The sequence below is a fragment of the Streptomyces sp. NPDC001604 genome, assembly GCF_042893475.1.
Taxonomy (GTDB): Bacteria; Actinomycetota; Actinomycetes; order Streptomycetales; family Streptomycetaceae; genus Streptomyces.
This window is the reverse complement of sequence record NZ_JBIAUY010000018.1, coordinates 81283-105449: the sequence shown is the minus strand read 5'-3', so window position 1 is coordinate 105449 and position 24167 is coordinate 81283. Positions and strand designations below refer to the sequence as shown.

Sequence of the window (24167 nt, the reverse complement as noted above, 5' to 3'; positions counted from 1 at the left end):
GCGACCCCTCAGAGCTTCATCAGGCTGGCGTCGTCGACCGAGGCCGAGTGGCGGGAACGGAACAGGGACACGATGATCGCGAGGCCGACCACGACCTCCGCGGCGGCGACGACCATCGTGAAGAAGGCGATGATCTGGCCGTCGAGATTGCCGTGCATCCGGGAGAAGGTGACGAACGCGAGGTTGCAGGCGTTGAGCATGAGCTCGATGCACATGAACACGACGATCGCGTTGCGCCTGATCAGTACGCCGGTGGCGCCGATCGTGAACAACAGGGCGGCGAGATACAGGTAGTTGACCGGGTTCACTTCGACGCCTCCTCGGCCCGCTTGAGGTTCGCCGGATCGATCGCGGTCCGCTCCAGGCGCTCCTGAGCGCGCTGCTCCAGCGCCCGCAGGTCGTTGAGCGCCTCCGCCGACACGTCACGGATCTGGCCGCGTTCCCGCAGCGTCTTGCTGACCGTGAGCTCGGACGGGGTGCCGTCGGGCAGCAGGCCCGCGATGTCCACCGCGTTGTGCCGGGCGTACACGCCGGGCGCCGGCAGCGGCGGCACGTACTTGCCCTCCCGGACGCGCTGTTCGGACAGCTCGCGCTGGGTCTTGGCGCGTTCGGTGCGCTCGCGGTGCGTGAGCACCATCGCACCGACCGCGGCCGTGATCAGCAGGGCGCCGGTGATTTCGAAGGCGAAGACGTACTTGGTGAAGATGAGGGCCGCGAGGCCCTCCACATTGCCGTGGGCGTTCGCCTCGCCCAGACCGTTGAAGTCCTTGAGGGAGGCGTTGCCGATCCCGGCGAGCAGCAGGATGCCGAAGCCGAGGCCGCACAGAAGGGCCAGCCAGCGCTGGCCCTTGATGGTCTCCTTCAGGGAGTCCGCGGCCGTCACACCGACGAGCATCACCACGAACAGGAACAGCATCATGATCGCGCCGGTGTAGACGACGATCTGCACGATGCCGAGGAAATAGGCGCCGTTGGCCAGATAGAAGATCGCCAGGATGATCATGGTGCCGGCGAGCGAGAGCGCGCTGTGCACGGCCCTCTTCATGAAGACGGTCGCCAGGGCGCCGACCACGGCGACGGTGCCGAGGACCCAGAACTGGAAGGCCTCTCCGGTGGAGGTGGAGTAGGCGGCGAGTTGCGCGCTCATCGGCCGATCACCTTCTCCGAGGCGGGCTCGTCCTCACCGAAGGTCGAGGCGGCCTCCTGGACGACCTCGCCCTTGGAGAGGGCCACCTGGCGCTCGGTGCCGGGCGCGGCCTCGGTGACCAGCCCCCGGTAGTAGTCCTGCTCGTCCATCCCCGGGTAGATGGCGTGCGGGGTGTCGACCATGCCTTCTTCGAGACCGGCGAGCAGCTGTTCCTTGGTGTAGATGAGGTTGGCGCGGCTGCTGTCCGCGAGTTCGAACTCGTTGGTCATCGTGAGCGCGCGCGTGGGACACGCCTCGATGCACAGACCGCACAGGATGCAGCGGGCGTAGTTGATCTGGTACACGCGCCCGTACCGCTCGCCCGGCGAGTAGCGCTCCTCGTCCGTGTTGTCGGCGCCCTCCACATAGATGGCGTCGGCGGGACAGGCCCAGGCGCACAGCTCGCACCCGACGCACTTCTCCAGGCCGTCCGGATGGCGGTTGAGCTGGTGCCGTCCGTGGAACCGCGGAGCCGTGGTCTTCTTCTGCTCCGGGTACTGCTCGGTCAGCCGCTTCTTGAACATGGCCTTGAAGGTCACGCCGAAGCCTGCGACGGGGTTCATGAAGCCGGGCTTCAACTGCTCGGTCTCCTTGGGCTCCTCAGCCATCGGACGCCTCCTTTCCATCCGAAGATCCGTCACTGGCAGTATCCGACCCACCACTGACAATCAGCTCTCGCTCGCGGCGCGGACTGCGCCTCGGCACCGGGGGCAGCTCCTGTCCCGGCAGTGGCGGTACGGGGAATCCGCCCGCCATCGGGTCGAATCCGGCGGCCTGTTCGGCAGGCTGCTCGGCCTTCCCTGCCTTGTCGCGGAAGATGTCGGCGACGAAGGACAGAAGCAGCAGGGCGAGGACGCCGCCGCCGATGTAGAGGGCGATGTCGGCGAAGTCGTAGTGCTCGTTCCTGAGGGCCCGGACGGTCGCGACCAGCATCAGCCAGACCACGGAGACCGGGATGAGGACCTTCCAGCCGAGCTTCATCAGCTGGTCGTAGCGGACCCGCGGAAGCGTGCCGCGCAGCCAGATGAAGAAGAAGAGCAGCAGCTGCACCTTGATCACGAACCAGAGCAGCGGCCACCAGCCGTGGTTGGCGCCCTCCCAGAAGGTGCTGACCGGCCAGGGCGCGCGCCAGCCGCCGAGGAAGAGGGTGGTCGACACGGCCGAGACCGTCACCATGTTCACGTACTCGGCGAGCATGAACATCGCGAACTTGATCGACGAGTACTCGGTGTTGAAACCGCCGACCAGGTCACCTTCGGACTCCGGCATGTCGAAGGGGGCGCGGTTGGTCTCGCCGACCATCGTGACGACGTAGAGGATGAAGGAGACCGGCAGCAGGACGATGTACCAGCGGTCGTGCTGCTGCTCGACGATCGTCGACGTCGACATCGACCCCGAGTAGAGGAACACGGAGGCGAAGGCGGCGCCCATGGCGATCTCGTACGAGATCATCTGTGCGCAGGAGCGCAGGCCGCCGAGGAGCGGATAGGTGGATCCGGAACTCCAACCCGCCAGCACGATGCCGTAGATGCCGACCGAGGCGACCGCGAGGATGTACAGCATCGCGATCGGCAGGTCAGTCAGCTGCATCGTCGTACGGTGGCCGAAGATCGAGATCTCGTTGTCGGCCGGGCCGAAGGGGATCACCGCGATCGCCATGAACGCCGGGATGGCCGCGACGATCGGCGCGAGGACGTAGACGACCTTGTCCGCGCGTTTGACGATGACGTCTTCCTTGAGCATCAGCTTGATGCCGTCGGCGAGCGACTGGAGCATGCCCCAGGGGCCGTGCCGGTTGGGACCGATGCGCAGCTGCATCCAGGCGACGACCTTGCGTTCCCAGACGATGGAGAACAGCACGGTCACCATCAGGAAGGCGAAGCAGAAGACGGCCTTGACGACGACCAGCCACCAGGGGTCGCGGCCGAACATCGAGAGGTCTTCAGCGGCGAGGTACGGGCTCATGCCTCCACCTCCTCGGGGGCCGCGCCGACGAGCGTCGCCGGGCCGATACGGACGAGAGCGCCGGGCAGCGCCCCGGTGTCGGAGGCGACGCCCCCGCCTGCGGAGTTCAGCGGGAGCCAGACCACCCGGTCGGGCATCTGGGCGATCCGCAGCGGCAGTTCGACCGCCCCGGCGGGACCGGTCACCGCGATGGTGTCGCCGTCCTTGACTCCCGCCTCGGCGGCGGTCGCGGCCGACACGCGCGCGTGGGCGGCGTGCCGGGTTCCGGCGAGCGCTTCGTCGCCCTCCTGGAGGAGCCCCTGGTCGAGCAGCAGCCGGTGCCCGGCCAGTACGGCCTCACCGGCGGCGGGCCGCGGCAGCTGTGCCGCGGTTTCGAGGGGTTCCGTGGCCCGGGGGCCGTCCCAGGGGCCGAGCCGGTCGATCTCCGCGCGTACGGTGCGCAGATCGGGCAGACCCAGGTGGACGTCCATGGCGTCGGCCAGCATCTGCAGCACGCGCGCGTCGGTGGGCGCGAGAGGGCGGGTCATCTGGTCCGGCTTGAGCGCGGCCTCGAAGAACCGCACCCGGCCTTCCCAGTTGAGGAAGGTGCCGGCCTTCTCGGCGACCGCGGCGACGGGAAGCACGACGGCGGCTCGTTCGGTGACCTCACTGGGGCGCAGCTCCAGCGACACCACGAATCCGGCCTCATGCAGCGCTTCACGCGCGCGTGCCGGGTCCGGCAGGTCGGCGACCTCGACGCCCGCGACCAGCAGTGCCTGCAGTTCGCCGGTCGCCGCGGCCTCGACGATCTGGCTGGTGTCGCGGCCGTAGCGGTGCGGGAGTTCGGCGAGGCCCCAGGCCGCGGCGACCTCCTCACGCGCGCGTGGATCGGTGGCCGGACGTCCGCCCGGCAGCAGCGAGGGCAGCGCGCCCGCCTCGAGGGCACCGCGCTCACCGGCCCGCCGCGGGATCCACGCCAGCTGGGCGCCGGTCGCGGAGGCGGCCCGTACGGCTGCGGTGAGTCCGCCTGCCACGGCGGCCAGTCGCTCGCCGACGACGATCACCGCGCCCTCGGCGCGCAGCGCCTCGGCGGCCCTGGCCCCGTCGTCCTCCAGTCCGACGCCGCTCGCGAGTGCGTCCAGCCACTCGGTCTCGGTGCCCGGGGCGGCCGGCAGCAACGTGCCACCGGCCTTCTCCAGGCCGCGCGTGGCGTGCGTGGCGAGCGAGAACACCTGCTGGCGGTGCCTGCGCCAAGCCTTGCGCAGTCGCAGGAAGACGCCGGGCGCCTCCTCCTCTGCCTCGAACCCGACCAGCAGAACGGCGGGCGCCTGCTCCAGAGAGGTGTACGTGACGCCCGTACCGTCGAGATCACGTCCGCGTCCGGCGATCCTCGCGGCGAGGAAGTCGGCTTCCTCGCTGCCGTGCACGCGCGCGCGGAAGTCGATGTCGTTCGTGTCGAGGGCCACGCGCGCGAACTTGCTGTACGCGTAGGCGTCCTCGACGGTGAGACGGCCGCCGGTCAGGACGCCGGTCCTGCCGCGGGAGGCGAGCAGTCCCTGCGCGGCGATCTGCAGCGCCTCCGGCCAGGAGGCCGGTTCGAGGTCGCCCTCCGCGTTCCGTACCAGGGGCGTCTGGAGCCGGTCCCGCTGCTGTGCGTAGCGGAACGCGAAGCGGCCCTTGTCGCAGATCCACTCCTCGTTGACCTCGGGGTCGTTGGCGGCGAGGCGCCGCATGACCTTGCCGCGCCGGTGGTCGGTGCGGGTGGCGCAGCCGCCGGAGCAGTGCTCGCACACGCTGGGCGAGGACACCAGGTCGAAGGGCCGGGAGCGGAAGCGGTAGGCCGCCGAGGTCAGTGCTCCGACCGGGCAGATCTGGATGGTGTTGCCGGAGAAGTACGACTCGAAGGGGTCTCCCTCGCCGGTGCCGACCTGCTGCAGTGCGCCCCGCTCGACCAGCTCGATCATCGGGTCGCCGGCGATCTGGTTGGAGAAGCGGGTGCAGCGGGCGCAAAGCACGCACCGCTCACGGTCGAGCAGCACCTGCGTGGAGATCGGCACGGGCTTCTCGTACGTCCGCTTCTTGCCCTCGAAGCGCGACTCGGCCTGCCCGTGGGACATCGCCTGGTTCTGCAGCGGGCACTCGCCGCCCTTGTCGCAGACCGGGCAGTCCAGCGGGTGGTTGATGAGGAGGAGCTCCATCACACCGTGCTGGGCCTTCTCGGCGACCGGCGAGGTGAGGTGAGTCTTGACGACCATGCCGTCCGTGCAGGTGATGGTGCAGGACGCCATCGGCTTGCGCTGGCCCTCCACCTCGACGATGCACTGCCGGCAGGCGCCGGCCGGGTCCAGGAGGGGATGGTCGCAGAACCGGGGGATCTCGATGCCGAGCTGTTCGGCGGCCCGGATGACCAGGGTGCCCTTGGGCACGCTGATCTCGGCGCCGTCGATGGTCAGCGTCACGAGATCCTCCGGCGGGACCGCCGCCTCTCCCCCACCCGTGGGAGCGCTGGTGGTCACGGTCATGCGTTCACCTCCGTGCGGTCGGCCCAGGCCGTCGACTTGGCCGGGTCGAAGGGGCAGCCGCGGCCCGTGATGTGCTGCTCGTACTCCTCGCGGAAGTACTTCAGCGAGGAGAAGATCGGCGAGGCGGCGCCGTCGCCGAGGGCGCAGAACGACTTGCCGTTGATGTTGTCGGCGATGTCGTTCAGCTTGTCGAGGTCGGACATCACGCCCTTGCCGGCCTCGATGTCGCGCAGCAACTGCACGAGCCAGTACGTCCCTTCGCGGCACGGCGTGCACTTGCCGCAGGATTCGTGGGCGTAGAACTCGGTCCAGCGGGTGACGGCGCGTACGACGCAGGTCGTCTCGTCGAAGCACTGCAGGGCCTTGGTGCCGAGCATGGAGCCGGCGGCGCCCACTCCCTCGTAGTCGAGGGGCACGTCGAGGTGCTCGTCGGTGAACATCGGCGTCGAGGAGCCGCCCGGCGTCCAGAACTTGAGGCGGTGGCCCGGCCGCATGCCGCCGCTCATCTCGAGCAGCTGGCGGAGCGTGATGCCGAGCGGGGCCTCGTACTGGCCGGGGCTGGCAACATGGCCGCTGAGCGAGTAGAGCGTGAAGCCGGGGGACTTCTCGCTGCCCATCGACCGGAACCATTCTTTGCCCCGGTTCAGAATCGCGGGAACCGACGCGATCGACTCGACGTTGTTCACAACAGTCGGGCACGCGTAGAGGCCCGCCACCGCAGGGAAGGGGGGACGGAGCCGCGGTTGACCCCGGCGGCCTTCGAGCGAGTCGAGCAGTGCGGTCTCCTCACCGCAGATGTACGCGCCGGCGCCGGCGTGCACGGTGAGCTGGAGGTTCAGCCCGCTGCCCAGGATGTTCTCGCCGAGGTAGCCGGCCTCGTAGGCCTCGCGCACGGCCTCGTGCAACCGCCGCAAGACGGGGACGACTTCACCACGCAGATAGATGAAGGCATGCGAAGACCTGATGGCGTAACACGCGATGACGATGCCCTCGATGAGGCTGTGCGGGTTCGCGAAGAGGAGCGGGATGTCCTTGCACGTCCCTGGCTCCGATTCGTCGGCGTTGACAACTAGATAGTGCGGCTTTCCATCACCCTGGGGAATGAACTGCCATTTCATTCCCGTCGGGAATCCAGCGCCGCCACGGCCGCGCAGCCCGGAGTCCTTGACGTACGCGATCAGGTCGTCCGGGGACATCGCGAGGGCCTTGCGGAGCCCCTCGTACCCCTCGTGCCTCTTGTAGACGTCCAGCGACCAGGACTTCTCCTCGTCCCAGAAGGCCGACAGCACGGGTGCGAGCAGCTTCTCGGGGCTGTTGTTCCTGAGTTCGGGTGCCAAGGTCATCACTCCCCCTCCTCGGCGGCAGGCCCTGCCGGGTGGGCCGGGTCGGAGGCCGACGTGTCCTGTGGCGCATCGTGTGAGCTGAGGTGCTCGGTCGGCGACGGCTCGTGCACTTCCCTGTCCTGCGGCTCGTCCTCGTGCGGGCCGCCGTCCCGCGGATGGACCACGCGCGCGGGTGCGGCCTCTCCCCTTGCCAGGCGAAGGCCCACCAGCGACGCCGGTCCCGCACTGCCGCTCTCCTCGACGGCCCCTGGCCGCTCGTCGGGGAAGCCGGCCAGAATCCGCGCGGTCTCCTTGAAGGTGCACAGACGCGCCCCGCGCGTGGGCTCGACGTCCCGTCCCGCGCGCAGATCGTCGACGAGGCGCTTGGCGCTGGCCGGGGTCTGGTTGTCGAAGAACTCCCAGTTGACCATCACCACCGGCGCGAAGTCGCAGGCCGCGTTGCACTCGATGTGCTCCAGGGTGACCTTGCCGTCGTCGGTGGTCTCGCCGTTGCCGACGCCGAGGTGCTCCTGGAGCTCCTCGAAGATCGCGTCACCGCCCATCACGGCACACAGCGTGTTGGTGCAGACGCCCACCTGGTAGTCACCGGACGGCTTGCGCCGGTACATCGTGTAGAAGGTCGCGACGGCGGTGACCTCGGCCGTGGTCAGACCCAGCATGTCCGCGCAGAACTGCATCCCGGTGCGCGTGACATGGCCCTCCTCCGACTGCACGAGATGCAGCAACGGAAGGAGCGCGGACCGGGAGTCGGGGTAGCGGGCGATCACCTCGCGCGCGTCCGCCTCGAGCCGGGCTCGGACGTCGTCCGGGTAGGCGGGCGCGGGCAGTTCGGGCATGCCCAGGCTGACGCCCCGCTCCGAAGAACTCGTGGTCACCGGTCGACGCCTCCCATCACGGGGTCGATGGACGCGACGGCGACGATGACGTCGGCGACCTGGCCGCCCTCGCACATCGCCGCCATGGCCTGCAGGTTGGTGAAGGACGGGTCGCGGAAGTGGACCCGGAAGGGGCGGGTGCCGCCGTCGGACACGGCATGCACCCCGAGCTCGCCCTTGGGCGACTCGACCGCCGCGTACGCCTGTCCCGGCGGCACGCGGAAGCCCTCGGTGACCAGCTTGAAGTGGTGGATCAGGGCCTCCATGGAGGTGCCCATGATCTTCTTGATGTGGTCGAGGGAGTTGCCGAGCCCGTCCGGTCCCAGGGCGAGCTGGGCGGGCCAGGCGATCTTCTTGTCGGCGACCATGACCGGTCCGGGCTGCAGCCGGTCCAGGCACTGCTCGACGATCCTGAGGGACTGGCGCATCTCCTCGAGGCGGATCAGGAAGCGCCCGTAGGAGTCGCAGGTGTCGGCGGTCGGGACGTCGAAGTCGTATGTCTCGTAGTCGCAGTACGGCTGCGTCTTGCGCAGGTCGTGCGGCAGACCGGTGGAGCGCAGGATCGGGCCGGTGGCGCCGAGGGCCATGCAGCCGGCCAGGTCGAGATAGCCGACGTCCTGCATACGGGCCTTGAAGATGGGGTTCCCGGTGGCGAGCTTGTCGTACTCCGGGAGGTTCTTCTTCATCTTCTTCACGAACTCGCGGATGTGGTCCACCGCGCCGGGCGGCAGGTCCTGCGCGAGTCCGCCGGGCCGGATGTACGCGTGGTTCATCCTGAGGCCCGTGATGAGCTCGTAGATGTCGAGAATCATTTCACGATCACGGAATCCGTAGATCATGATCGTGGTGGCGCCGAGTTCCATGCCGCCGGTGGCGATGCACACCAGATGCGAGGAGAGCCGGTTCAGCTCCATCAGGAGCACCCGGATGATCTTGGCGCGCTCGGTGATCTGGTCCTCGATGCCGAGGAGTTTCTCGACGGCGAGGCAGTAGGCGGTCTCGTTGAAGAAGGACGTCAGATAGTCCATGCGCGTCACGAACGTGGTGCCCTGCGTCCACGTGCGGAACTCGAGGTTCTTCTCGATGCCGGTGTGCAGGTAGCCGATGCCGCAGCGGGCCTCGGTGACCGTCTCGCCGTCGATCTCCAGGATCAGACGGAGCACTCCATGGGTGGAGGGGTGCTGGGGTCCCATGTTGACGACGATGCGCTCGTCGTCGGCGCGGGCCGCGGACTGGACGATCTCGTCCCAGTCGCCACCGGTGACCGTGTAGACGGTGCCTTCAGTGGTCTCGCGAGGAGAGGCTTGCGAAGTGCTCACGAGTACGACCTCCGCTGGTCCGGAGCCGGGATCTGGGCGCCCTTGTACTCGACGGGGATGCCGCCGAGGGGGTAGTCCTTGCGCTGCGGATGGCCCTGCCAGTCGTCCGGCATCATGATCCGCGTCAGGGCCGGGTGACCGTCGAAGACGATCCCGAAGAAGTCGTAGGTCTCGCGCTCGTGCCAGTCGTTGGTGGGATAGACGGAGACCAGGGACGGGATCTTGGGGTCGGCGTCCGGGGCGCTGACTTCGAGGCGGATCAGCCGGTTGTGGGTGATCGAGCGCAGGTGGTAGACGGCGTGCAGCTCGCGGCCCTTGTCGTGCGGGTAGTGGACTCCGCTGACGCCGGTACAGAGCTCGAAGCGCAGGGCGGGGTCGTCGCGCAGGGTGCGGGCGACGCGCAGCAGGTGCTCGCGCTCGATGTGGAAGGTGAGTTCACCGCGGTCGACGACCGTCTTCTCGATGGCGTTGTCCGGGAGGAGTCCTTGCTCCTCCAGGGCGCCCTCCAGTTCGTCGGCGACCTCGTCGAACCATCCGCCGTAGGGGCGGGCCGCCGGCCCCGGGAGGCGGACCGATCGGACCAGGCCGCCGTAGCCGGACGTGTCGCCGCCGTTGTTGGCGCCGAACATGCCGCGCTGGACGCGGATCTCCTCACCGCCCTCGCCGCGCATGCCCGGGAGGTTGGAGGCGCCGAGATCCTTCTCCGGGTTGACCCCGTTGGTGCCGTTCGCGTCGCTCACCGCAAAAGCCCCTTCATCTCGATCGTGGGCAGGGCCTTGAGCGCCGCTTCCTCCGCCTCGCGGGCCGCTTCCTCGGCGTTCACGCCGAGCTTGGAGGACTGGATCTTCTGGTGCAGCTTGAGGATGGCGTCCATCAGCATCTCGGGCCGTGGCGGGCAGCCGGGCAGATAGATGTCGACCGGCACGATGTGGTCGACGCCCTGGACGATCGCGTAGTTGTTGAACATGCCGCCCGAGGAGGCGCAGACCCCCATGGAGATCACCCACTTGGGGTTCGGCATCTGGTCGTAGACCTGGCGCAGCACCGGCGCCATCTTCTGGCTCACCCGGCCGGCCACGATCATCAGGTCCGCCTGGCGGGGCGAACCGCGGAAGACCTCCATGCCGAAGCGCGCCAGGTCGTAGCGGCCGGCGCCGGTGGTCATCATTTCGATGGCGCAGCAGGCCAGCCCGAACGTGGCCGGGAAGACGGACGCCTTGCGCACCCAGCCCGCGGCCTGCTCGACGGTGGTCAGCAGGAATCCGCTCGGCAGCTTTTCTTCGAGTCCCATGTGTTAAAGGCCCCTCAGTCCCATTCCAGGCCGCCGCGCCGCCATACGTACGCGTACGCGACGAAGACGGTGAGCACGAAGAGCAGCATCTCCACGAGCCCGAAAATCCCCAGGGCGTCGAAGGTGACGGCCCAGGGGTAGAGGAAGACGATCTCGATGTCGAAGACGATGAAGAGCATCGCCGTCAGGTAGTACTTGATGGGGAAGCGCCCGCCGCCGGCCGGCGTGGGGGTCGGCTCGATCCCGCACTCGTAGGCCTCGAGCTTGGCCCGGTTGTACCGCTTCGGACCGATCAGCGTGGCCATGACCACGGAGAAGATCGCAAAGCCTGCCCCGAGGGCTCCCAGTACGAGGATGGGCGCATACGCGTTCACCGCTCCTCGCTCCTCTCAGTCGGCACTGACTGCTGGCGATGGCATCGGACTCACACCAACCTCATAGGTCTCTCCAACCCCGCCCGTCCCGGCGAAGATCGAGAACATGTGAAGCAGGTCACAAGCCCAACTGCCTCGCATCTTATGCCCGCCGCTCTGTGATCTGCGACACGGGGTATTGCACAAGCTTTGTGATCTCCACCACCTGATGAAGGATCATGAAGTCGGATGAGCGGTGATCTTCGTACGCGAAGCGTCCAAGTGATCACCAGAGGTGACATTTTCGCTCGTCGGCGCAGCTCGGCAGGGGCGTCTCAATATCAAGAGACTTCCCTTGCATGCAAATTGGTGTTGGACGAGATGTCCTGATAATGCGCCGCGTTCACACCTCAGAGGGAGCATGCGGTCCGACGTGGACGCGTGCACGCATTCACGAGCGGGACCCGGCCGTGACGCGAGCGCAATCGGGTCGTGATCTTCGCGCGAGACGCGCACATTGCCGTGACCGTTGCGTGACCTCCACCACACCGCGAGAGGCGCCCGAGAACGGGGCTTGGCCACCCGCCCCAACCAGTGGTAGGTGCGGGGCAATTCGGGCGTAATCATGAAACGCCGTGATCACAGGGCCGATAGGCCCTGTCCGCAATGTCCGTTACGGCGTCAATAAAGAGTGAGCCGCCCGGAATTCGGGCCGTCGGTTGAACAACTGTGGCGCACCACACGTTTCTTGAAGGTATGGAGGAGCCCCTGATACCCGTTGTCCTCATGTCCCACACCGCTCACATACGCAGCCACCGGAAGCCCCGCCGCAGCGCGACCACGAGTCTCGCGGTGCGCGCCGGAGTTGCCGGTGGCGTCCTCAGCATGGCTGCCGCGGGCGCGTCGGCCTCGGCGAGCGCCGCCGAGACCACGCAGACCCTGCAACTGCCCACCCTGACGGCCGATCTGGCCACTCAGGTCGCCCAGTCCGCGGACGCCACGCAGCAGGCAGCCGCGAACTACGAGCTGCAGGCCGAACGTGACGCGGCTGCCGCAAAGGCCGCGAAGCAGGCCAAGGCGGACCTCGCGGAGGCGAAGAAGAAGGCCGAGGCCAAGCAGAAGGCCGAAGCCGCTCGCAAGGCAGCCGCCGAGCAGGCCGCTTCCCGCAGCGCGGAGCGGACCACCCTCGCCGCCGCCACGACGAGCACCTCGACGTCCACGGCCACCGGTTCGGCCGCCGCGATCGTCAACTTCGTCAAGGCTCAGGTCGGTAAGGCGTATGTGTCGGGTGCGACCGGTTCGTCCGCTTACGACTGCTCGGGGCTGGTGCAGACCGCCTTCAAGCAGATCGGCATCAGCCTGCCGCGGGTCTCGCAGGACCAGTCGACCGCCGGCACCCAGGTCTCGCTGAGCAACCTGCAGCCGGGCGACATCCTGTACTGGGGCAGCGCGGGCAGCGCGTACCACGTGGCGGTGTACGTCGGCGACGGCATGTTCGTCGGCGCGCAGAACCCGTCCACCGGTGTGGTCGAGAGGCCGCTCTCCTACGACCCGCCGACCGGCGCGGTGCGAGTGCTCTGAGGCACCCCGCAGCACAACACGTGCTGCACGGACGCACGGAAGGGCCGCAGCCGCTCGGGGGCAGCGGCCCCTCCGTCCATTCCGCCGCATCTCCGGCGGCCGGAACGGCCCCCAGACGCCAGACGGCTCGGCGCCCGGATTGTCCGCGCCCGGGAGGGCATTGACCGCCCGTCGCGCGGACTCATGGACACCCTCATTCGCGGTTCTGCGGGTTCGGGCCGCCGAGACCCCACACCGCCGGGTCCATGAACCAGCCGAGGCAGCCCTCGCCCGTCAAGGTCGCCCTGCGACCCCGCCCTTCGTGCTCCTCCAGAGGGGGTCCCCCAACCCTGGCCGTCTTGCCGTGCAGGATGCCCGGCTTGTCCCACTCGGAGATGATCGGGTGACCGTACGCTCCTTGCGGCCGTCGCGGAGGGAGACGCGTACGCCGGTCACTCGGCCGACCTCGTGCACGACCTCCCTGAGCTGTCTTCCGAGTACGAACTCCGAGCGGGAGCGGGGGGGACGTGGGCGGGCAGGCTGATCGCGCCCCTCGGCGAGCCGCTGATGGATACAGCCCCGCGCTCCTCCAGGGCGCTGCCGCTGTATCGATGTGCGTCTCCGCCGAGGGGCAGTGGGCTTCGCCAGACCTGCTCGGTCAGGCCTTCGGGGCCACCCTGCTCAGCCCGTTGATGATGCGGTCCATCGCGTCGCCGCCGGTCGGGTCCGTCAGGTTCGCCAGCAGCTTCAGGGTGAACTTCATCAGCATGGGGTGGGTCAGACCGCGCTGGGCCGCGATCTTCATGACCTTCGGGTTGCCGATGAGCTTCACGAAGGCGCGGCCCAGCGTGTAGTAGCCGCCGTAGGTGTCCTTGAGGACGCGCGGGTAGCGCTGCAGGGCGAGTTCGCGGCTGGCCGGGGTCGGGCGGGCGTGGGCCTGGACGATGACGTCGGCGGCGATCTGGCCGGACTCCATGGCGTAGGCGATGCCCTCGCCGTTGAAGGGGTTCACCAGGCCACCGGCGTCGCCGACCAGGAGCAGGCCCTTGGTGTAGTGGGGCTGGCGGTTGAAGGCCATCGGGAGGGCGGCACCGCGGATCGGCCCGGTCATGTTGTCCGGGGTGTAGCCCCAGTCCTCCGGCATGGAGGCGCACCAGGCCTTGAGGACCTCGCGCCAGTCGAGCTCCTTGAAGGAGTCGGAGGTGTTCAGCACGCCCAGGCCGACGTTGGAGGTGCCGTCGCCCATGCCGAAGATCCAGCCGTAGCCGGGGAGCAGGCGGTCCTGGGGCCCCCGGCGGTCCCAGAGTTCCAGCCAGGACTCCAGGTAGTCGTCGTCGTGGCGGGGCGACTCGAAGTACGTGCGCACCGCGACGCCCATCGGCCGGTCCTCGCGGCGGTGCAGGCCCATCGCCAGCGACAGGCGGGTCGAGTTGCCGTCGGCGGCGACCACGAGCGGGGCGTGGAAGGTGACTTCGCGCTTCTCCTCGCCGAGCTTGGCGTGCACGCCGGTGATGCGGCCGGTGCGGTCGTCGATGATCGGGGCGCCGACGTTGCAGCGCTCGAAGAGCCGGGCGCCCGCCTTCTGGGCCTGGCGGGCGAGCTGCTCGTCGAAGTCGTCGCGCTTGCGGACGAGGCCGTAGTCCGGGAAGGAGGCGAGATCCGGCCAGTCCAGCTGGAGGCGGACGCCGCCGCCGATGATGCGTAGGCCCTTGTTGCGCAGCCAGCCGGCCTCCTCGGAGACGTCGATGCCCATCGCCACGAGCTGCTTGACCGCGCGCGGGGTCAGGCCGTCGCCGCAGACCTTCTCGCGCGGGAACTCGGTCTTCTCCAGCAGGAGTACGTCGAGGCCGGACTTGGCGAGGTGGTACGCCGTCGTGGAGCCGGCCGGGCCCGCGCCCACGACGATCACATCGGCGGTGTTCTCGGAGAAAGGCTCGGGGGAGGGCTCGGAGTGGGGCTCGGTCACGACGGTCACGGCGGGATCTCCCCAAGTTCGATAAATCTCTGTGCCGAGCGGCACTGGACACAGGCAGTCTATTCAGCAGTATTGATCACCAGGCTGAAGGGCTGCCCTCGTGAACCGAGCTCTCCCCGTAGTACGGCTGCGCGTTCCCACCGACGAGGACGCGGTCGCCTGGCACCGGGTCTTCGACGACCCGGACGTCATGGAGTTCCACGGCGGGAAGTCCGCCGACCTCTCCGTCTACGAGGAGCTCACCGCCAGGCAGCGCAGACATGACGCGGAGCTCGGCTTCTGCCTGTGGACCATGGTCGACGAGTCGGGGCAGGTCATGGGCTTCACGGGCGCCCAGCCGTGGCCGCGGGACTGGGGCCCCACGGGCGAGATCGAGATCGGATGGCGGCTCGGGCGGGACTTCTGGGGCAAGGGGTATGCCACCGCGGCCGCGCAGATGACGCTGGAGCGGCTCAGGGCGGTCGGCGTGCCGAGCGTGGTGGCGATGGTCAGGCCCGGGAACGAGCGGTCCATCGCGGTCACCCGGCGGCTCGGCATGGAACCGGCGGAGACCTTCCTGCACCCCCGGTTCCAGGAGGACGCCCTCTGCTTCCGACTCCAACTCCAAAATAGTCACGCAAAGTAACCGACTGCTACAGAAAGACACCGGACGCTTCCGGTCGACACCCCCATGCGGTTACCCTTCCAGTACCGCTGGGGGTGACATCTGTGCGAATAACACCCAAAACACCCGAGGTACGCGTACCACGGCTGGTCGGGCTGATGGCCATGGACGCGCGCAGGACGGCGGAGGCGACCGGCCTCTTCCTGAATGCGCCGGACCGCCCCGACTTCCACCAGACCGTGGTCGAGTACGTCGTACGGCAGTACCCGCAGCCCAATGCGGAGGTGCCGCGGGACTCTGTGATCTACGTCTGGTTCGACTTCGGCGAGGGAGAGGGCGGCGGAGGCGTGCGCGAGCCGCGCATCCCCAGGCCACCCACCGGCGGGCTGCAGCGCGAGCTGGACGAGCCGGGCGACCCGTACGTCGTCAGCTCCGCCTGAGCGTCAGCCCTTGAACCCGCGGTGCAGGGCCACGACCCCGCCCGTCAGGTTCCGCCACGCCACCTTCGACCAGCCGGCCTTCTGCAGATGCTCGGCCAGCGCGGGCTGGTCGGGCCAGGCGCGGATGGACTCGGCGAGGTAGACGTAGGCGTCCGGGTTCGAGGAGACCGCGCGGGCCACCGGCGGCAGGGCGCGCATCAGGTACTCGGTGTAGACGGTGCGGAAAGGCGCCCAGGTCGGGTGCGAGAACTCGCAGATCACCACCCGGCCGCCGGGCCTGGTCACCCGGTACAGCTCGCGCAGGGCGGCGTCGAAGTCCTGCACGTTGCGCAGGCCGAAGGAGATCGTGACGGCGTCGAAGGTGTCGTCCTTGAACGGCAGCTTCGTCGCATCGCCCGCGGTCAGCGGCAGCCAGGGGTGCTTCTTCTTGCCGACCTGGAGCATGCCGAGGGAGAAGTCGCAGGGGACGACGTACGCGCCGGTACGGGCGAAGGGCAACGAGGACGTGGCCGTGCCGGCGGCCAGGTCCAGGAGCTTCTGCGCGGGCCGCGCGTCGACCGCCCGGGCCACCTCCTTGCGCCACACCCGGTCCTGGCCGAGCGACAGCACGTCGTTCGTGAGGTCGTACCGTTCCGCCACGTCGTCGAACATCGAGGCGACTTCGTGCGGCTGCTTGTTCAGGGAAGCGCGGGTCACGCAGCCATTCTTGCAGCCCGGCCCGCGGCTTCCGCTCAGGGGAGGACCCCGGGCTTCTTCTTCGCGGCGACGTCCTCGACCCATCCGCAGACCACGAGGAACACTTCGCGGGCTAACGACGCCTGTGCACGAGGCGCCCCGCGCACACCGTCGCGATGCACGCGCCGGTTTCGTCGAACACGGCGAGGTCGGCCCGGCCGGACTCGACCAGAGCCGAAGGCACCGCACCGGACACGACGAGGACGTCGTTCCGGTCGGCCGCCGCCCGCAGTTCGGGTGAGTCGGCGTACTGCGCGAGGATCGCCACGGCTCCCGACTTCAGCACGGCGTGAATGCGTTCGCGCGGGCTCGGGGCGTCGGGAAGCGGGCCCTCGTGCAGGCGCCCGGGCTCCAGCACGCCCGGCCAACTCCGCACCCGCGCCTGCGGAAACCGCTCCCGGACCGCCGCCAGCGGACCCACCGCGGCGATCCGGTTCCCCTCGACCGCCACGGCGCCGTCCTCGATCGCCTGGGCGTCGCGGCCGGTGCGGACCTCGTCCGCCGCGTGGATCGTCAGCACCGGTGCGTCAGTTGGAGGCCAGCAGCTTCAGCTCGGGATGCGCGGTGCCGCCCGCGATCGCCGTGGACGAGATGTGCGACATCACCCGCTCGTCGACCGGGTCGTTCGCCGGGTCGTCGTGCACGACGATGTGCTCGTACGTCGTGGTCCGCTGGGCGGGAACGCGCCCGGCCTTCCTGATCAGGTCGATGATCTCGAGCCGGTTGGAGCGGTGCTTGGCGCCGGCCGAGGAGACGACGTTCTCCTCCAGCATGATCGAGCCGAGGTCGTCGGCGCCGTAGTGCAGGGACAGCTGCCCGACCTCCTTGCCGGTGGTCAGCCAGGACCCCTGGATGTGCTGGACGTTGTCCATGAAGAGCCGCGCGACGGCGATCATCCGCAGGTACTCGAAGAGCGTGGCCTGGGTGCGGCCCTTCAGATGGTTGTTCTCGGGCTGGTAGGTGTACGGGATGAAGGCGCGGAAGCCGCCCGTCCGGTCCTGTACGTCACGGATCATCCGCAGGTGCTCGATGCGCTCGGCGTTGGTCTCACCCGTGCCCATGAGCATGGTGGACGTCGACTCGACCCCCAGGCGGTGCGCGGTCTCCATGATCTCCAGCCAGCGCTCGCCGGACTCCTTGAGGGGAGCGATGGCCTTGCGCGGCCGCTCCGGCAGCAGTTCGGCGCCCGCGCCCGCGAAGGAGTCGAGCCCGGCGGCGTGGATCCGCGAGATCGCCTCTTCCACGCTCACCTTGGAGATCCGGGCCATGTGCTCGACCTCGCTCGCCCCCAGGCTGTGGATGACGAGCTGCGGGAACTCCTTCTTGATGGCGGCGAAGTGCTTCTCGTAGTACTCGACGCCGTAGTCCGGGTGGTGGCCGCCCTGGAACATGATCTGGGTGCCGCCGAGTTCGACGGTCTCCGCGCAGCGCCGCAGGATGTCGTCCAGATCCCGCGTCCAGCCCTTCGCCGTGTCCTTGGGAGCGGCGTAGAAGGCGCAGAACTTGCACGCCGTGACACACACGTTCGTGTAGTTGATGTTGCGCTCGATGATGTACGTCGCGATGTGCTCGGTGCCGGTGTACTTACGGCGGCGTACGGCGTCGGCGGCGGCGCCCAGCGCATGCAGCGGGGCGTCGCGGTAGAGGTCGAGTGCCTCTTCGGGGGTGATCCGACCACCGGCCGCGGCACGGTCGAGGACGGACTGAAGGTCGGCCTTCTCGGTCACCGGGGCGTCCCTTTCGTCAAGGGTTGTGGACAGGCCAGCCCAGCCTACGTCAGGCCGTGTACGCCCCGATCAGCAGCCCGAGAAACGCCCCGCCGAGCAAGCAGGGCCCGAACACCACGCCCGTCCCCCGCCCGGTCCTCCCCGCGACGGCGAGTGCGCCCCCGTACAGCGCCCCGAGCAGGAACGCGGCGAGGGTGCCGAGCATGAGCGTCGGCCAGCCGTACCACCCCAGGGCGGCGCCCAGCCCGAGCGCCGGCTTGACGTTCCCGAGGCCCGTGCCGCCCGGATCGATGAGGAACAGCACCAGGAAGAAGCCGCCGAACGCGAGCGCGCCGTACAGCGCCGTCGGCCAGTCGCCGGCGTGCTCGGGGAGCAGCGCCACCACTCCGAGCAGCACGAGGGCGGCTCCCGCGAGCGCCAGCGTCAGCACGTCCGGCAGTCGCTGCACCCCCACGTCGACGACCGCCAGCAGCACCCCGAGGGGCCCGAGCAGCAGCCAGACGCCGAGTTCGGGGCGGGTACCGGTGGCGGCGGCGAGGGCGGCACAGACGAAGGCGGTGGTGAGGGCGAGGACGCCCGTGCCGTACGGCTGCACGGAGAACCGGCGGGCGGCCCTCGGCAGCAGCGCCCCTGCTGCCGCGCCCCAGAGCGCGGCGACGGCGATCAGCAACTTCATCCGTCCCGGGGGTGGTTGGCCTGCGAAACCGTGGCCCCCAGCCTCACACAGCGCCGAACAGAGAGGCGAGCCCCCGGTCGAGGGCCGGTTCCAGGGGCTCGCCGCCCGGTTCGGTGACCGTGTAGGAGCGGAGCAGGAAGCGGTACAGCGCTCTGGTCTCGAAGCGGACCGCCGCGATGCCCTGGGGGGCGTGGAGTTCCACGACGGTGTGGGCCTGGCCGTGCGGGCGGAGCCGTACCGTGCCGAGACCGGCGGGTCCGTCCAGGCCCTCCTCGAGGAGGCTGCGGGCGAAGGTCCAGGTCACCTCCTCGTCGTCGAGCGAGATCCAGGCCGGGAAGACGAAATGCACCGCCAGCGGGTCGTCGGAGAGATAGCGGAGGGTGACGGGCACCGCCAGCTCCTCCTGGTCGGGGGTGAGCAGGTGGGCGCCGGTGGGCTGCTCCAGGGCTATGTACACGAGGGGGCTCCCTTTTCGGGCATGTAGAGCATTTCGAGCATGTCGGGTTCTGCGGCGGCCCGTTGGGCCTGTGCACCTCTTGGGAGCCCCTTTGGAGCGCAGGCATTACGCCGCAACAGAAAACAACCCCAGTGACGTGCGCCACATCGCCGATGAGCCGCAACTTTGATTGAAACTTTTGCCATCTAGGCTTACAAAATCCTCTCCGCCCTCAGTAGTAGGCAACTGGAGCGTTCCGCCATGTCCGACGGTTCCACTGCAGTGTCCGCACCGGCTTCCGCGTCCGACGCCGCCACGGCCGCGTATGCCCGGATCTACGAGGAACAGCAGCCGCGACTCGTCGCATACGCCCGCTCGCTCACCCGGAACGCCTGGACCGCCGAAGACCTCGTCGCCGAGGCGCACTTCCGGGTGTGGCGGCGGCTGGCCGCGGGGCACGAGATCGACAACGTGCCGGCGTATCTGATGACGACGGTGCGCCACCTCGCGATCGCCGCCGGGAGCGCGGTCCGCGAGACGCCGCGGGACCCGCACGGCGAGGAGCGGGTCGAGACGGACGCTCACCCGCACACGGACGACCCCGCCGAGCGGGTGTCCTCCGTCGACCTGCTGGTACGGGTGCTGGAGCAGCTGCCCGAGCGGTGGGTGAAGGCGCTGTGGCTGGCCGAGGCGGAGGGGCAGCCGCTGGCCGCGATCGGCCCGCAGCTCGGGACCAAGGAGGGTGCCACGGCGGTGCTCTTGCACCGGGCCCGGGAGGGGATGCGGCAGGCGTTCCTGCGGACGCAGACCGGTGCGCCCGACGACCCCGCATGCCAGGTGTACTGGGCGCGGATGCCCGCGTACGTACGGGGTGCGGCGACGGCGAAGCAGTCCGAGCGGCTGCTCGGGCATGTGGACGCGTGCGACGACTGCCGGGCGCGGCTGGCCGCCCTGATGAGCGCCAACGACCGGCTGCCCGCACTGGTCGGCCCGGCACTTCTCGTGTTCGCGGTGGGCGGTGCGGGCAGGTTCCTGCTCGCCCTGACCGCCGGACCGGCCGGTGCGGCGACCGCGGCCGGCGGGCACGGCGGACTGCTGCACGGAGTGCGCCACATGGCGGTCGGCGGTTCGAAGACCCAGGTGGCGGCGGCTGCCGGGGCGGTCGTGGCGGGCGCCGCCGCGCTCCTGCTCGTCCTCGGGCCGGCCGACGCCGGTCGGATGCCGGCCCAGCGCACTCCGGTGGCCGACGCACCCGCGGCTCAGGTCCCGGTGGCCGGGACGCCGGCGGGGCCGCCGTCGAAGGGCCCGCGGAACGGGGCACCGAAGAAGGGCGGTACGCAGGCTCACGCGGCCGGCGTTCAGGACAGCGAACGGGTGCGTACGGCGGGCACCGGCAGCACCGCACCGTCCGTACCGAAGCCCCGTCATGCCGATGGGCCCACTCCGGCTCCGGGTGGGAACACGGCCGGGAGCAGCACGGACGACACACCGCCGCCCACCAAGCCCGCACCTGAGAAGCCCACCAAGCCGGCACCGAAAAAGCCCACCAAACCGGCACCGAAGGGCAAGGACCCGGCGCCCCCGAAGACGGGCGGTTCGAGCCAGGACCCGAAGGCCCCGCCCTCGCCCTCGCCCTCGCCCACTCCTACTCCCACGCCCGTCCCCACGCCCGTCCCCACTCCCACGCCCACCAACCCGTACCCGGAACCCCCGGCTCCGACCGAACAGCCCCCGCAGACTCCGGCACCTCCGACCGAGGACACCCCCGGACCCGAGTCCCCGGGCGCGCCGGCACCGGAGCCCGAGAATCCGACTCCTGTGGTGCCCGGGCCTGTTGAAGACCCTGCTCCCCCCGCGGAGGGCACGGGCCAGCCCCCTGTGGCACAGCCCGCCCCGGACCCCGCACCGAGCACGCCCAGCCCCGCCGGGAGCGAGCCCCCGTCCGGCTCCGGGCCTGCCGCTCCACCGGTGCCCACACCTCCCGGAGGCGGCTGCGGGGGCCCGCACGGCAGTGCGGGGCCCGGCTCGGAGTAGATGCGCCAAGGCCGAGAGGCCCCGCTCCCCCACCCACGGATCACAGGTTCACGGTGCGCCCGCGCGCACCCGTCTGCCGGGTGGGCGCGACGTCTACAGTGGGGGGCGAGGAGGCCTGATGAGCAGCGGAAACCACGGCGGCATGCACGGGCCACCGATCCGCCCCCGGGCCTGATCTCCGGCATGAAACCGTCCGCAGGGAGAGCCCCCCGTGAAGACCCGCCGCCTCAGACATCCCGGCCTCGGCACCGTCGCCGTCCTCGCCGTCGTCGCGCTCAGCGCCTGCGGCGGCTCCGGTGCCGACCCGGGGGCCGGCGCGAACGGGGCCCCGGTGGTGGGCGTCGACTACCCCCGCTCCGACACCGACTTCTGGACTTCGTACATCGAGTACACCCCTCGGTTCGCCAAGGAGCTCGGGCTGAGGCTGGAGACGACCAACTCGCAGAACGACGTCGGCAATCTCGCCGCCGACGTGCAGACGCTCATCATCCACGGGGTGCAGGGCGTGGCGATGGCCCCGCAGAGCACCGGCGCGATCGGGCCCGTCCTGCGGCAGTTGTCCGCCCAGAAGATCCCCGTGGTCACCCTGGACACCCGCCCCGACACCGGCCACGTCTACATGATCGTCCGCGCCGACAACCGCGCGTACGGCGAGAAGGCCTGCCGGTTCCTCGGCACCGAGCTCGGCGGTGAGGGCAAGGTCGTCATGCTCGAAGGCGACCTCGCCTCGATCAATGCCCGGGACCGCACCGAGGGGTTCAACGGGTGCATGAAGAAGAACTACCCCAAGATCCAGGTCTTCGGCGAGGCGACCAACTGGGACGGGGCGATCGCGGCCCGGAAGCTGCAGTCGGATCTCACCGACCACCCGGACATCAAGGGCGTCTACATGCAGGCCAGCTCCGCGCTCTCGGGCACCCTCCAGGTGCTCCGGCAACAGGGTCTGCTGGTCGGCCCGAAGGACGCCAACCACGTGTTCGTGGTCTCCAACGACGGCACCCCCAGGGAGCTCGAGAGCATCGCCCGGGGCAAGATCGACGCAACGGTCTCCCAGCCCGCCGACCTCTATGCGAAGTACGCCCTCTCCTATCTGAAGGCGGCGATCGAAGGCAAGACGTTCAAGCCGGGCCGGACCGACCACGACAGCACGATCGTCCAAGTCCGCAAGGGGGTGCTGGAGGACCAGCTCCCCGCCCCGCTGGTGACCGCGGACGGCGGGACCTACGGCGGGGTTCCCAGTCTCAGGAGCGACGACACGTCCCTCTGGGGCAACAACCGCTGACTGCGCTCCGGCTAGTCGACCTTCGACATCTGCGCCGTGGGCCTGCCCTCCGCGTCGCTGTCCGACATGTACTTGAGGTCGCTGCCGACCCGGGCCAACCGCACCGTGTGCGCCACCGGGTTGCAGCCGGTGTGATTGGACTTGGCGCCCACCGACGTCGTGACGAGCTCCTGCTTCGTCACTTTCTTCAGGGTCAGTACGTCGTTGCAGACGCCCCCGAGCTGGTCGGTCTGCCGGACTCGGCCCAACTCCTCGCCCACGCCCGCCTGATGGACCGTGACCCGGAAGGTACCCGCGGGCAGGGCACCGTCGAGGACGAGGCCCTGCCCCTCCCAGGTGCCGAGGTAGCCGGCCGGCACGGCGGACCCGGTGGCGCCGTCGGCGGCGGTGGAGTCGTCGGTGGGTGAGGCGCTCGACCTGGCGCCCGGCCGCGGGGAGTACGCCCCGCTGCTCGAACCGCCCGCGTCGTTCTCACTGCTGCCCGGCAACAGGTCGAACAGGAACACCGACCCCACCGTCACGGCCGCCAGCGCCCCGGCGACCGCCAGCGCCACCGTGCAGCTCAGCCGCCGTCCGCGACCGCTCTCCCCCGGTGCGGACGTCGCCGCGACGGACACGGAAAGCCTGCCCGGAACCTGCTCGACGGGAGGCGCGTCCCGCGGCTCGGGCACGTACGCGGCAGGCGCATCAACGGCAGAGGCAGGAGCGGCAGGGACAGGGACAGCGGGCGCGGAAACCGAGGGGGCGGAGGAAGCCGCAGCCTCCGGCATCACCGGTGCAGGCCCGAACTCCCCCACCGTCGACTTCCCGGCCACCTCCCGGCCGGCCGTCGACCGCCCGGCCGCTTCTCCACCGGCCGTCACCGCATCCCCGACCGAGGGGCTGCTGAACCCCACCGGCCCGGAGGGCGCCTCGTCCCCCGCCTCCAGGTTCAGCAGCTTCACTACGCTGCGGCTCACCTGTTCCACCAGCGTCCCCGGCAGCCACCCGCCCGCCACCAGCCGCGCCGCCCCCTCGGGAGCCAGCCGCCGTGCCACCTCACCCGGCGTCGGCCGCTGCCCCGGCTCCTTGACCAGGCACGCCTCCACGACCTCCCGCAACTCACCGCCCAGCGCGCCGAGTTCGGGCTCCTCGTGGACGACCTTGTAGAGCAGCGCCGCGGACGAGTCCCCGGGGAACGGCGGCCGGCCGGTCGCCGCATACGCCAGCACCGCGCCCAGCGAGAAGACATCGGCCGCCCCCGTGGCCCCCTTCCCGAGGATCTGCTCGGGCGACATGTAACCGGGCGAGCCGATGGACACGCCGGTCGACGTCAGGGACGCCGTACCGTCCGTCGCCCGCGCGATGCCGAAGTCGATCAGCAGCGGGCCGTCCAGCGTCAGCAGGACGTTGGACGGCTTCACGTCCCGGTGCACCAGGCCCAGTTCGTGCACCGCCGCCAGCGCCTCCGCCAGCCCCGCACCCAGCGCCCGTACCGAATGGGCCGGCAGCGGGCCGCCGTCCGTGACCGCCGACGCCAGCGACGGTCCCGCCGCGTACGCCGTGGCCACCCAGGGGACGGCCGCCGTGGGGTCCGCGTCGAGCACCGGAGCCGTCCACGCGCCGCCCACCCGCCGCGCGGCCTCCACCTCGCGGCGGAAGCGTGCGCGGAACTCCTCGTCGAGCGCGAAGTGCGGGTGCACGATCTTGACGGCGACCGTGCGGCCCCCGGCGCTGCGACCCAGGTAGACGCGGCCCATCCCGCCGGAGCCGAGCCGGCCGAGCAGCCGGTAGGGCCCCACGACGGTGGGCTCGTCGGCTCCGAGCGGCTGCATGGCGTCCACCCCTCCCCCGTATCCCCCGTAACGACGAGAAAAGGGTAGTGC

General features: G+C 69.8%; 23 protein-coding genes. 5 read left to right on the top strand and 18 right to left on the bottom strand.

The window, feature by feature from the left end; all coding sequences use genetic code 11:
• Window positions 1–8: 8 nt before the first annotated feature.
• Genes nuoK through ACFY1E_RS36745 form a run of 11 tightly spaced genes read right to left on the bottom strand, consistent with a single transcriptional unit; the run spans window position 9 to window position 10854 of the window.
• A complete protein-coding gene (gene nuoK, locus ACFY1E_RS36795) occupies window positions 9–308 on the bottom strand; it encodes an NADH-quinone oxidoreductase subunit NuoK (protein WP_020130147.1) in 300 nt (99 codons plus the stop codon).
• Window positions 305–1147, bottom strand: coding sequence for an NADH-quinone oxidoreductase subunit J (locus ACFY1E_RS36790; protein ID WP_389084101.1), 843 nt, complete (start codon window positions 1145–1147; stop codon window positions 305–307). The genes nuoK and ACFY1E_RS36790 overlap by 4 nt, the downstream gene beginning before the upstream one ends.
• Window positions 1144–1794: an NADH-quinone oxidoreductase subunit NuoI gene (nuoI, locus tag ACFY1E_RS36785; RefSeq protein ID WP_389084099.1), complete on the bottom strand. Its 651-nt coding sequence runs from the start codon at window positions 1792–1794 to the stop codon at window positions 1144–1146. The genes ACFY1E_RS36790 and nuoI overlap by 4 nt, the downstream gene beginning before the upstream one ends.
• Window positions 1787–3151 (bottom strand): NADH-quinone oxidoreductase subunit NuoH, encoded by a 1365-nt coding sequence (nuoH, locus tag ACFY1E_RS36780; RefSeq protein WP_389084097.1) that lies wholly within the window; start codon window positions 3149–3151, stop codon window positions 1787–1789. The genes nuoI and nuoH overlap by 8 nt, the downstream gene beginning before the upstream one ends.
• A complete protein-coding gene (locus tag ACFY1E_RS36775; RefSeq protein ID WP_389084095.1) occupies window positions 3148–5652 on the bottom strand; it encodes an NADH-quinone oxidoreductase subunit G in 2505 nt (834 codons plus the stop codon). The genes nuoH and ACFY1E_RS36775 overlap by 4 nt, the downstream gene beginning before the upstream one ends.
• Window positions 5649–6998, bottom strand: a complete 1350-nt coding sequence (gene nuoF, locus ACFY1E_RS36770) for an NADH-quinone oxidoreductase subunit NuoF (protein ID WP_389084092.1) — start codon at window positions 6996–6998, stop codon at window positions 5649–5651. The genes ACFY1E_RS36775 and nuoF overlap by 4 nt, the downstream gene beginning before the upstream one ends.
• Entirely contained in the window at window positions 6995–7870 is an 876-nt protein-coding gene (gene nuoE, locus ACFY1E_RS36765) for an NADH-quinone oxidoreductase subunit NuoE (protein WP_389084090.1), read from the bottom strand. Before nuoE ends, nuoF begins: the two co-directional genes overlap by 4 nt.
• Window positions 7867–9189, bottom strand: coding sequence for an NADH-quinone oxidoreductase subunit D (locus ACFY1E_RS36760; RefSeq protein ID WP_365833751.1), 1323 nt, complete (start codon window positions 9187–9189; stop codon window positions 7867–7869). Before ACFY1E_RS36760 ends, nuoE begins: the two co-directional genes overlap by 4 nt.
• A complete protein-coding gene (locus ACFY1E_RS36755) occupies window positions 9186–9929 on the bottom strand; it encodes an NADH-quinone oxidoreductase subunit C (RefSeq protein ID WP_351462614.1) in 744 nt (247 codons plus the stop codon). Before ACFY1E_RS36755 ends, ACFY1E_RS36760 begins: the two co-directional genes overlap by 4 nt.
• The gene (locus ACFY1E_RS36750; RefSeq protein WP_007383964.1) at window positions 9926–10480 is read right to left on the bottom strand and encodes an NADH-quinone oxidoreductase subunit B family protein; all 555 of its coding nucleotides are present in this window, start codon (window positions 10478–10480) and stop codon (window positions 9926–9928) included. Before ACFY1E_RS36750 ends, ACFY1E_RS36755 begins: the two co-directional genes overlap by 4 nt.
• A gap of 14 nt (window positions 10481–10494) precedes the next feature.
• Window positions 10495–10854, bottom strand: coding sequence for an NADH-quinone oxidoreductase subunit A (locus ACFY1E_RS36745; RefSeq protein ID WP_003992243.1), 360 nt, complete (start codon window positions 10852–10854; stop codon window positions 10495–10497).
• 765 nt (window positions 10855–11619) lie between these two features.
• Here ACFY1E_RS36745 and ACFY1E_RS36740 point away from each other — a divergent pair.
• Window positions 11620–12414, top strand: a complete 795-nt coding sequence (locus tag ACFY1E_RS36740) for a C40 family peptidase (protein WP_389084086.1) — start codon at window positions 11620–11622, stop codon at window positions 12412–12414.
• 637 nt (window positions 12415–13051) lie between these two features.
• Here the strand turns inward: ACFY1E_RS36740 and ACFY1E_RS36735 are convergent.
• Window positions 13052–14368 (bottom strand): geranylgeranyl reductase family protein, encoded by a 1317-nt coding sequence (locus tag ACFY1E_RS36735; RefSeq protein ID WP_389084083.1) that lies wholly within the window; start codon window positions 14366–14368, stop codon window positions 13052–13054.
• Between the two features lie 100 nt (window positions 14369–14468).
• On the opposite strand from ACFY1E_RS36735, the gene ACFY1E_RS36730 reads away from it, so the two are divergent.
• Both ACFY1E_RS36730 and ACFY1E_RS36725 read left to right on the top strand, forming a co-directional pair.
• On the top strand, window positions 14469–14993 hold the full coding sequence (locus ACFY1E_RS36730) for a GNAT family N-acetyltransferase (RefSeq protein WP_389084081.1): 525 nt from the start codon (window positions 14469–14471) through the stop codon (window positions 14991–14993).
• An 83-nt stretch (window positions 14994–15076) separates the two neighbouring features.
• Window positions 15077–15412, top strand: a complete 336-nt coding sequence (locus ACFY1E_RS36725; RefSeq protein WP_351462620.1) for a PASTA domain-containing protein — start codon at window positions 15077–15079, stop codon at window positions 15410–15412.
• Between the two features lie 3 nt (window positions 15413–15415).
• Here the strand turns inward: ACFY1E_RS36725 and ACFY1E_RS36720 are convergent, their stop codons facing one another.
• The 5 genes from ACFY1E_RS36720 to ACFY1E_RS36700 all read right to left on the bottom strand — a co-directional run bounded on the left by ACFY1E_RS36720 (window position 15416) and on the right by ACFY1E_RS36700 (window position 19007).
• Window positions 15416–16108 (bottom strand): demethylmenaquinone methyltransferase, encoded by a 693-nt coding sequence (locus ACFY1E_RS36720; RefSeq protein ID WP_389084077.1) that lies wholly within the window; start codon window positions 16106–16108, stop codon window positions 15416–15418.
• A 112-nt stretch (window positions 16109–16220) separates the two neighbouring features.
• The gene (locus ACFY1E_RS36715) at window positions 16221–16667 is read right to left on the bottom strand and encodes a hypothetical protein (RefSeq protein ID WP_389084075.1); all 447 of its coding nucleotides are present in this window, start codon (window positions 16665–16667) and stop codon (window positions 16221–16223) included.
• A gap of 7 nt (window positions 16668–16674) precedes the next feature.
• Window positions 16675–17874 (bottom strand): cyclic dehypoxanthinyl futalosine synthase, encoded by a 1200-nt coding sequence (gene mqnC, locus ACFY1E_RS36710; RefSeq protein WP_389084072.1) that lies wholly within the window; start codon window positions 17872–17874, stop codon window positions 16675–16677.
• A gap of 49 nt (window positions 17875–17923) precedes the next feature.
• Complete coding sequence (locus tag ACFY1E_RS36705; protein WP_389084070.1) at window positions 17924–18550, bottom strand: prepilin peptidase; 627 nt, start codon at window positions 18548–18550, stop codon at window positions 17924–17926.
• A gap of 43 nt (window positions 18551–18593) precedes the next feature.
• Complete coding sequence (locus ACFY1E_RS36700) at window positions 18594–19007, bottom strand: SsgA family sporulation/cell division regulator (protein WP_389084067.1); 414 nt, start codon at window positions 19005–19007, stop codon at window positions 18594–18596.
• 240 nt (window positions 19008–19247) lie between these two features.
• Here ACFY1E_RS36700 and ACFY1E_RS36695 point away from each other — a divergent pair, with 240 nt between their 5' ends.
• Window positions 19248–21020, top strand: coding sequence for a sigma-70 family RNA polymerase sigma factor (locus ACFY1E_RS36695; protein WP_389084065.1), 1773 nt, complete (start codon window positions 19248–19250; stop codon window positions 21018–21020).
• Between the two features lie 211 nt (window positions 21021–21231).
• On the top strand, window positions 21232–22302 hold the full coding sequence (locus tag ACFY1E_RS36690; RefSeq protein ID WP_389084062.1) for a sugar ABC transporter substrate-binding protein: 1071 nt from the start codon (window positions 21232–21234) through the stop codon (window positions 22300–22302).
• An 11-nt stretch (window positions 22303–22313) separates the two neighbouring features.
• On the opposite strand, the gene ACFY1E_RS36685 is transcribed toward ACFY1E_RS36690, so the two are convergent.
• Window positions 22314–24116: a protein kinase gene (locus ACFY1E_RS36685; RefSeq protein ID WP_389084059.1), complete on the bottom strand. Its 1803-nt coding sequence runs from the start codon at window positions 24114–24116 to the stop codon at window positions 22314–22316.
• Window positions 24117–24167 lie beyond the last annotated feature (51 nt).

What these genes read in the sequence shown, in the direction of transcription:
- ACFY1E_RS36775 (WP_389084095.1), bottom strand. Translation starts at nt 5,652, where the DNA reads ATGACCGTGACCACCAGCGCTCCCACGGGTGGGGGAGAGGCGGCGGTC.
- ACFY1E_RS36695 (WP_389084065.1), top strand. Translation starts at nt 19,248, where the DNA reads ATGTCCGACGGTTCCACTGCAGTGTCCGCACCGGCTTCCGCGTCCGAC.
- ACFY1E_RS36705 (WP_389084070.1), bottom strand. Translation starts at nt 18,550, where the DNA reads ATGAAGTTGCTGATCGCCGTCGCCGCGCTCTGGGGCGCGGCAGCAGGG.
- ACFY1E_RS36750 (WP_007383964.1), bottom strand. Translation starts at nt 10,480, where the DNA reads ATGGGACTCGAAGAAAAGCTGCCGAGCGGATTCCTGCTGACCACCGTC.
- nuoI (WP_389084099.1), bottom strand. Translation starts at nt 1,794, where the DNA reads ATGGCTGAGGAGCCCAAGGAGACCGAGCAGTTGAAGCCCGGCTTCATG.
- nuoH (WP_389084097.1), bottom strand. Translation starts at nt 3,151, where the DNA reads ATGAGCCCGTACCTCGCCGCTGAAGACCTCTCGATGTTCGGCCGCGAC.
- ACFY1E_RS36790 (WP_389084101.1), bottom strand. Translation starts at nt 1,147, where the DNA reads ATGAGCGCGCAACTCGCCGCCTACTCCACCTCCACCGGAGAGGCCTTC.
- ACFY1E_RS36740 (WP_389084086.1), top strand. Translation starts at nt 11,620, where the DNA reads ATGTCCCACACCGCTCACATACGCAGCCACCGGAAGCCCCGCCGCAGC.
- ACFY1E_RS36685 (WP_389084059.1), bottom strand. Translation starts at nt 24,116, where the DNA reads ATGCAGCCGCTCGGAGCCGACGAGCCCACCGTCGTGGGGCCCTACCGG.